Origin of the sequence: Flavobacterium sp. (genome assembly GCF_017985075.1) — a bacterium.
Lineage (GTDB): Bacteria > Bacteroidota > Bacteroidia > Flavobacteriales > Flavobacteriaceae > Flavobacterium.
In genome coordinates this window covers 1-8152 of the sequence record NZ_JAGNYF010000069.1, presented here as the reverse complement: position 1 = coordinate 8152, position 8152 = coordinate 1, and the positions used below count along the sequence as shown (strand labels likewise).

The 8152-nt window shown below is 31.1% G+C and carries 8 protein-coding genes, 1 tRNA gene and 1 pseudogene; 2 read left to right on the top strand and 8 right to left on the bottom strand.

The window, feature by feature from the left end; genetic code table 11:
- Both KA468_RS09830 and KA468_RS09825 read left to right on the top strand, forming a co-directional pair.
- Positions 1 to 431, top strand: a pseudogene (locus KA468_RS09830) (RNA polymerase sigma-54 factor); the annotation flags it as partial.
- Between the two features lie 29 nt (positions 432 to 460).
- A complete protein-coding gene (locus tag KA468_RS09825; protein ID WP_291242765.1) occupies positions 461 to 1072 on the top strand; it encodes a hypothetical protein in 612 nt (203 codons plus the stop codon).
- On the opposite strand, the gene KA468_RS09820 is transcribed toward KA468_RS09825, so the two are convergent.
- The 8 genes from KA468_RS09820 to KA468_RS09785 form a co-directional block, all read right to left on the bottom strand.
- On the bottom strand, positions 1060 to 1704 hold the full coding sequence (locus KA468_RS09820; RefSeq protein WP_291242764.1) for a porin family protein: 645 nt from the start codon (positions 1702 to 1704) through the stop codon (positions 1060 to 1062). The two genes, KA468_RS09825 and KA468_RS09820, sit on opposite strands and share 13 nt — an antisense overlap.
- A 47-nt stretch (positions 1705 to 1751) precedes the next feature.
- Positions 1752 to 1836 (bottom strand) — tRNA-Ser (locus KA468_RS09815).
- Positions 1837 to 1840: 4 nt separating this feature from the next.
- Complete coding sequence (locus KA468_RS09810) at positions 1841 to 2878, bottom strand: asparaginase (RefSeq protein WP_291242763.1); 1038 nt, start codon at positions 2876 to 2878, stop codon at positions 1841 to 1843.
- A 1-nt stretch (position 2879) separates the two neighbouring features.
- A complete protein-coding gene (locus tag KA468_RS09805) occupies positions 2880 to 4007 on the bottom strand; it encodes a 1-acyl-sn-glycerol-3-phosphate acyltransferase (protein ID WP_291242762.1) in 1128 nt (375 codons plus the stop codon).
- A 57-nt stretch (positions 4008 to 4064) separates the two neighbouring features.
- On the bottom strand, positions 4065 to 4832 hold the full coding sequence (locus KA468_RS09800; RefSeq protein ID WP_291242761.1) for a TatD family hydrolase: 768 nt from the start codon (positions 4830 to 4832) through the stop codon (positions 4065 to 4067).
- A gap of 8 nt (positions 4833 to 4840) precedes the next feature.
- On the bottom strand, positions 4841 to 5821 hold the full coding sequence (locus tag KA468_RS09795; protein WP_291242760.1) for an acyl transferase: 981 nt from the start codon (positions 5819 to 5821) through the stop codon (positions 4841 to 4843).
- A gap of 109 nt (positions 5822 to 5930) precedes the next feature.
- Positions 5931 to 7664: a T9SS type A sorting domain-containing protein gene (locus KA468_RS09790; protein WP_291242759.1), complete on the bottom strand. Its 1734-nt coding sequence runs from the start codon at positions 7662 to 7664 to the stop codon at positions 5931 to 5933.
- A 102-nt stretch (positions 7665 to 7766) separates the two neighbouring features.
- Positions 7767 to 8105, bottom strand: coding sequence for a T9SS type A sorting domain-containing protein (locus KA468_RS09785; RefSeq protein ID WP_291242758.1), 339 nt, complete (start codon positions 8103 to 8105; stop codon positions 7767 to 7769).
- Positions 8106 to 8152 lie beyond the last annotated feature (47 nt).

The following is an 8152-nucleotide window of genomic DNA, read 5'->3' as shown; positions in this document are numbered from 1 at the left end:
AACGTCAAGAAACCTTATTTGTTACGATGAATGCCATTATGTATTTTCAACGAGAATACTTTTTGGAAGGTGAAGAATCTAAGTTAAAACCAATGATTCTAAAAGATATTGCGGATATGATTGGTTTGGATATTTCTACCATTTCACGTGTAGCAAATAGCAAATATGTGGATACACCTTACGGAACGAAACTAATTAAAGAATTCTTTTCTGAAGCGATGAAAAACGATCAAGGAGAAGATGTGTCTACCATTGAAATCAAAAATATTTTAGAACGCGTTATTGCTGATGAAGACAAAAGCAAGCCCTTACCTGATGAAGATTTGGCAGCAATTCTTAAAGAAAAAGGATTTCCAATTGCAAGAAGAACTATTGCAAAATATAGAGAACAATTAGACATTCCTGTAGCCAGATTGAGAAAAAAAATGTAACTTTTTTTAATGTTCAAATCCCGTTTCAATTGACTACAAAATACTTTTTAAAACCATTTTCATATATTTTTCATCCGATATTTATTTCGCTTTACGGAGCAATAGTGTATTTTTTGTTTACGGATAACACTAATAATTTAGCTGAAGTATATTTGTCGTGTATTCAAATCTTTATACTAACACTGCTGTTACCTATAAGTTTTTATTTATTATTAAGAGCTTTAAAAAAAATAAATTCTTTTACTGAAGCCACACTTGAAGAACGAAAATTGCCTATTTTTATTCAATTGGTCCTATTGTATTTGCTATTAAAATTTACGGTTTTAGAAACACATTTCCCCGAATTATTTAAGTTTTTTCAAGCAGGATTTATTAGTGCTTTTTTGGTGTTTGTTTCTGTAATCTTTCGATTTAAAGCAAGTTTGCATATGATAGGCTGTACTTCTTTAACAGTTTTTGTATTAATGTTTACGAGTTATTTAGAAATAGCTGCGATTAATACTGTAGCATTTTTAATACTGTGTATAGGATTTGTAGCCTCGTCAAGATTATATATGAAAGCACATACACCAATAGAATTAATAGCAGGAATAGCTGTAGGCGGTTTGCCACAAATTTTGGTTTGGTTTTATAATATATAAAAGATAAAACCAACATTAAAATTACTCATTTTAGAACCTTCTTTAAAGATTGGATTTAAACCATAATAAATGTATGGATTCCAAGTATTAAACCCAACAGAAATATAAGCGCCATATTGCAAACGATTTATTTCATCTGAAATAGATTCTTTAGAACTTTCAGTTGTGGTCTCTAATTTTAATTTAGAATTAAAGACATAGCTGGTTTTTAATCCAGTATAAATTCGCCAAAAACTATGACTGTTTGGGGTGGAATTTCGCCATCTAAGTTCTAAAGGAAAATCGACGCTATGTGAAGTAATTGTAGTTCTAATATTTTCAGATACCGTATTTTCTGTAGCTCCAACAATTTCTTCAGAATTTATAAATTGTTTAATATTATTGTACGAATAGCCAATTCCTGGTGCAATAGCCCAATGCCTATTTTTTGAAATGGGTAAATCTCTCAAAACTCCAAAAGAAATTCCTGGTGAAAATGAAAATTGCTTAAATCCATCAGGACGATTTTGTATTAAATTATAACTTAAAGAAGCATAAAATTGGTCTTCTCTGTAAAGGGAATCAATTTCAATTGGTTTTATTTCTTGTGAGAAACAAAAAAAGGGAATCCATAAAAAAAATAATATTCTCATTTGTAATAGTTATTGTTTTTTAATTATCTAAAACCACTACAGTTTTGCAGAGAGGAAGGGATTCGAACCCTCGATATGTTGCCATATACACGCTTTCCAAGCGTGCGCCTTCAGCCACTCGGCCACCTCTCTAATTTTAATCGTTCATTTCACCTCGTAAAGGGGTTTCAAAAATAGTCTTAAAAATTGAGTTAGCCACGTTTTGACCTAACAAATACATTAATTTTGTTATTGCTGCTTCAGTTGTTATATTTTTACCGGAAATTAATCCAATTTCTTTTAAGCGAGTACTGGTTTCATAAGCACCCATTAAAACCGTTCCGCCACTACATTGTGTCACGTTAATAATATGGATGCCACGTTTTATGGCGCTTTCAATTTCATCAATAAACCAATTTTCCATTGGTGCATTTCCTGAGCCATAGGTTTCCAAAACCACCCCCTTTAAATTTGGTGTGTGTAAAATAGCGTGTAAAATATTTTTGTTTATACCTGGAAATAATTTTAAAATAAAAACATTGTCATCAAAGTTAGTATTAACCTTTAACTTTTTCGAAACTTTTTCTTTTAGAAGCACTTCATTATTTACATTCAAATGCACGCCTGATTCTACAAGTTCAGGAAAATTTGGCGATGTAAACGCATTAAAATGTTCGGCACTTATTTTTGTTGTTCGGTTGCCTCTGTATAATTTATATTCAAAATAAAGGGAAACTTCTTGAATAACTGGCTTTCCTTTTTCTTGCAAAGAAGCAATTTGAATGGCGGTTATTAGATTTTCTTTTGCATCTGTACGTAAATCGCCAATGGGTAATTGAGATCCCGTAAAAACAATTGGTTTTTTTAAATTTTCAAACATAAAACTCAAAGCAGAAGCACTATAAGACATCGTATCCGATCCGTGAAGTACCACAAAACCATCAAAATTAGTGTAATTTTTTTCAATAATTGCAGCTGTTTTTTGCCAATCTAAAATTTGCATATTAGACGAATCAATTGGTTTTTCAAATGAAACGGTTTCAATATTGCAATCTAATAATTTAAGTTCTGGAATGCCTTTTATTAGTTTTTTGAAATTGAAAGCTTTTAATGCTCCTGTATCGGCATCTTTAATCATACCAATAGTTCCACCGGTATAAATTAATAAAATAGTTGCCTTTTGATTTGCTTTCAATTTATTGGTATTTTAATTTATTTAGTACCGGATTGGCATACATCGCTAAGAAACTTTCTTTCATTTTTATGTCATCCGCATTAATTCTTAATTCTAATCTACGTTCAAAAAGTTGTTTTTCTTTTTCGGTATAACAATCAGAATAAGTAGTGGTTTGATGTAATATATCGTAGGCAATATAATTAGTAGGCCAAAGCTTATAGGATTGTAAAATAGAATCGTCAATCACTTGTGCCAATGCAAACATTTGTTTGTTAGAGTTTGTTGTTTCTTCAGAAATCGCATCTAATTCGGCATCTAAAACATCGCCAACGTGAATATGAATGCGTTTTTTCTGGCCAATAATGCCGCTTAATAGCGTAATAAAATCTTCGTTTTTTTCTTTAGTATAAATTTCGTCATTGGCTTCAGCCATTAATTGCGGAATTTTTAAGGCATCCGTTGGGTCATATTCATAAGAAATGGAAACCGGAACAATTTTTATTTTCTTAAAGAAATCCATATTATTATTCTCATCGGATGCCATGGCAATCATCTTTAATACTCCAGAATGCGTAGCGTCATTTCCGTCTTTCGTTCTTCCTTCTCGCTGAGCTATCCATACGGAACGATTTTCTTTCGATACCAATCGATACATGTATTCCGAAAGTAATCTAGAACTTTCTAATAACTCCCTTGGCGAAAGATTTCTTTGTACTAAAAAATTTCTATTTAGTTTAGAAAGCATTAGTAAAAAATCTTTTTTTACTAAATTATCTCCAATGGCAGAAGCCGTCATTACTAAACCATGTTCGTGTAAACAAACGTTTAATAGTGAGGTGTCTAAAATAATATCTCTATGATTTGAAATAAAAAAATAGGATGTATTTGGTTCTAATTTTTCAAAGCCAGATGTAGTAAGTCCGTCAGAACTTTTTTCTAATATTTTTTTTATGGCGTGGTATGCAAAATTAATTTGAAAATCCCTTATTGAATGTGTGCGAAGCAATTGCTCTTTCCAGACTGATTCTTCAGTATTTGGATACGCAAAGTCCACTAATGCTTTCATCATAGGATGATTAAGTGAAGCACGAATAGCATCGTTTACTTCAGCATCATAATAGGGACGTATTTTATCAAATTTCGACATACTTTATTTTAGAACTACAAAAAAACGAAAAAAATAGGAATTATACGTTAACAAATTTTAAAATCCGAAGATATCTTTACTGTTTTGTGTTGTAATTGCAGCTATGTCTTCTATTGGCAACTGATATATTTCTGATAATTTTTCAGCTATTACTTTAATATAACTACTTTCATTGCGTTTTCCTCTATAAGGCACAGGTGCTAAATACGGTGCGTCAGTTTCTAAAACAATATGTTTGAGGTCAATTTCATTTAAAAACTGATCAATTTTACCATTTTTAAAAGTGGCTACGCCTCCAATTCCTAATTTCATTCCACAAGAAATGGCTTGTTGCGCTTGATTGAAATCTCCAGTAAAACAATGGAAAATTCCCCATAATTCTTCTGATTTTTCTTGTTCTAAAATTTCAAAAACTTCGTTAAATGCATCTCTACAATGAATATTTATGGGTAGTTTATATTGTTTGGCTAATTGTATTTGCTTTACAAAAACGTCTTGTTGTTGTTTTAAAAACGATTTGTCCCAAAATAAATCAATACCAATTTCACCAATTGCTGCAAATTTTCTATTTTCTAATTCGGTAATAACGTGCGCCAATTCCTCTTCGTAATTTTCTTTTACATAACAGGGGTGTAGCCCCATCATTAAAAACACATTTTCTGGATATTGTGTTTCTAAAGCATACATTTTTTGAGTGTAACTACTATCTATAGAAGGCACAAAAAGTCGAGAAACCCCAGAATCAATTGCGCTAAGAATTATGTTATCTCTATCTTCATCAAATTCTTCAGAATATAAATGGGTATGTGTATCTGTTAAAATCATTTTATTTTTTAATAAACCATTAAATTACAACCTCTTATGTCGGAATTATCAAATCTTCCTAATACTTCAAAAGTCATATTGTGGTGTTTTTTTCCTAAATCTTGCGTAGCGATAAACGAACAGGAATTAATATTCGCCAAATCAATCACATTGATGCCGCCGGATTTTCCATTTTCAACATATTGTAACGCGTCTTCCGTATCTCTTATTAATACATCCATCCATAAGGGACATTCAAAAATACCGTTTCCTAACGAGTAGGCTTGCGATAAGAGTTCGGTCATACCATATTCGGAATGTATGGTGTTTACTCCAAAACCTTCGCAAAGCGTTTGGTGTAATTCTTCTCTTATGATTTCTTTTCGCTTACCTTTCATTCCGCCAGTTTCCATAATTATGGTATTTTTTAAGTTGAATTTTTTATATTCAATTAAATCTAACAAAGCATATGTAACGCCTATTAATAGAATATTCTGACCTTCATTTTCAAGTTCAATAATTTTATTTGCAAGTTGTTCCAGATTATTTAGATAAAATCCACTGTCTTTATGATTGCTTTTTGCAATCAAATCGTTTACCATATAAATTAAAGAAGAACCTTCTCTTTCTAAATAGGATGGAAGTAACGCTAAGACACAATATTCTTGAATATTCCCGTAAAATTGTGTGAAAGCAAGGGTATAGCTCTTTTCGTATATTGAAACATCTGTAACAAAATGTTGACTTGTAATAGCACCTGTTGTACCACTGCTGGTAAAAATAGCTTGAACTTGGTTTGAATTAGAAACTATTGTTTCCGATTTAAAAAACTGTATAGGTAAAAACGGAATCGTATTTATTTGCTTGACATTACTTGGGTTTTTTCCTAAATGATTACAAAATGCTTGATACACTTTGTTGTTTTCGTATTGATAACGAAAAACTTTTAAAGTAATTTTTTCAAATTCTTTTTTAGAGGAAATAGCAAAAAAGTCTTCTTGTGAAATCATAGTGCAAAAGTAGAAAAAGAATATTAGTTGCAAGTATCTTTTCTGGTTTTTGGGAATAAAAAAAGCACCAACATTAATTGGTGCTTTTTTGAATATGTGTTAAAACTAATTATTCAATAATTAATTTTTTAGTTGACGTTTTTCCTTCTTCAGTAATTTTTACAATATATATACCTGGAGTTAAACCAGAAATATTTACAGCATTATTACTTACTTTAGAATTGATTACTTCTTTTCCTAAAACATTTATTATAGATACATTAATATCACTATTTAAAGCCGTTTCAATAAATAAATTATTTTTCGCTGGATTTGGATACATTTTCAATCCGTCAATTTGTGAGAAAGAATCATTTGCTAAAGTGAAGTTAGGAGTAGTTGTAATTGACAATTCATCTAAAGTCATTGCAGGTGTTGATGTAGCGCTATCTTGTCTGAAAATGAAGTTAGCAATACTTGTTAAAGCAGTTGCAGGAGTAGCTGAAACTGTTGCACTTGCAGAACCTCCAATGGTTGGGTTTTCATATAAAGCTAATAAATTACTTGTAAAATTATAACCTAAAACTAAATATTGTGTAGTGTTTACATTATATAAATTTGGAGACCAAACAATATCTGCAGCTACTGTAGTAGCGCTAATTCCATATTGAAATTGCGTACCATTTGTTTTAATCCAAATTTTTCCAGAATATACATTTGTTGCATTTGAAAAAGTTGCAAAATAAGCTGAACCTGTTGTAGATATTCCTGTTAAATCAGTAACTTTAATTAAAAATGAAGCGTAAATATTACCAGTAGTTGTGTCTGTGAAAGGTAATAAAGTGTCACTTCCAGTACCTGCTAAAGCTACTGAATTTCCTGTTGCAGTAATACCTGTATAAGACAAGTTACCAGCAACAGCTAAAATTTCATCTGATCCAACTGAAGTGTTTTTCCACATTTGTGAAAAGTTAAGCGCTGTACCAACGTTATAATTAAAAGGTTCGTTTACAGGTAAAGTATTATTTGTTCCAATACAACTATCTGGACTTATAACAGTAAAAGAAAATGAACAAGATGGTCCAGAAGCAATTACTACAGTAGAAGTCCCTAAAGTACTTTCATTATATGTTAAAATTACATTTCCTGTTGCAGCAGTTGAAGGATTGTCTCCAGATATTGTAGAACCAGTAGCCGTTATTGCGTAAGTACCTGTTGCCCCACCTGTAAATGGAATAGTTACCGTATAGTTATCTAATGCTGAAGTTGAAGTAACACAAGCGATTACGGGAGTTCCCAATACTAATGTGCAAGAAGCTGAAACTGCAGCTAATTTAACATCGTCAATTCTCATTTGAGCTGTTGCTGGCTGTGTGAATCTTAGTGACAAAGTTGCAGAAGATGGGATTTGACCTCCAGGAATTGTAACTAAATTCCATAATGTATTTGTGTTATTTGTAAAAGTTATAGGTGTCCAAGTTGTACCATCTGTTGACTTTTCAACTACTAATTGAGTTGCAGCCACACTTGTAAGATAACCAAATGAAAGTTGAATATCAGAAGCAGTGTAAGTAGATGTATTAATACCGCTAATAATTAAGTTTTTACCTGCAGTAGAAGTTAAAAAAACATTTCCATTTCCAGAAGCGCCTACATAACCTAAAGAACCAGATGTGGCTCTAACATCTCCAGATCCAGTATAAAGTATTGGAGAAGGATTTTGAAACGTAGCTGGTGCAGTACCAGTAGTATATAAAGGAAATGAAGTATTTCCAGAAGGCGTTCCGAAATTTTCGGAATAAATAGTTTGTCCAAAACTAGAAATAGTTAATAAACAAGAAAGTAAAAAGTAAAGTTTTTTCATTTTTTTAGAAATTAAATTGAGTACAAATATAGAAACAAAATTAATTTTCGGACCCATTGGTCTCACAAAATTAATGTAAATTTAATAAAGATAAAATAGTAACTAGTTAACAATCAGTTTTCTAGTAGCTGAAGCCTCGCCTTCCTTGATTTTAATAATGTAAACACCAGGGTTCAAATTAGAGATGTTTAATTCTTTAGTGTATAAAGTAGTATCAATTACTTTTTTACCTAAAACATCAAAAATTTCAACTTTTTTATCCAAATTTAATCTAGAAGTAATGTAAACTTTCCCAGTATTGTTAGGGTTTGGGTACAAACTTAGTCCTTCAATAGTAGGTTCTTGTGATTTAGCTGAACTACTGTTTCTGCTTTCTTGAGCCACAGCGCCAAAACTAAATGATAAGAAGAATAGGATGATATAAATGTAATTTTTTGCCATAATTTGAATATATGAAGTAAATTTATAAAATAAATATCAATTAGTAT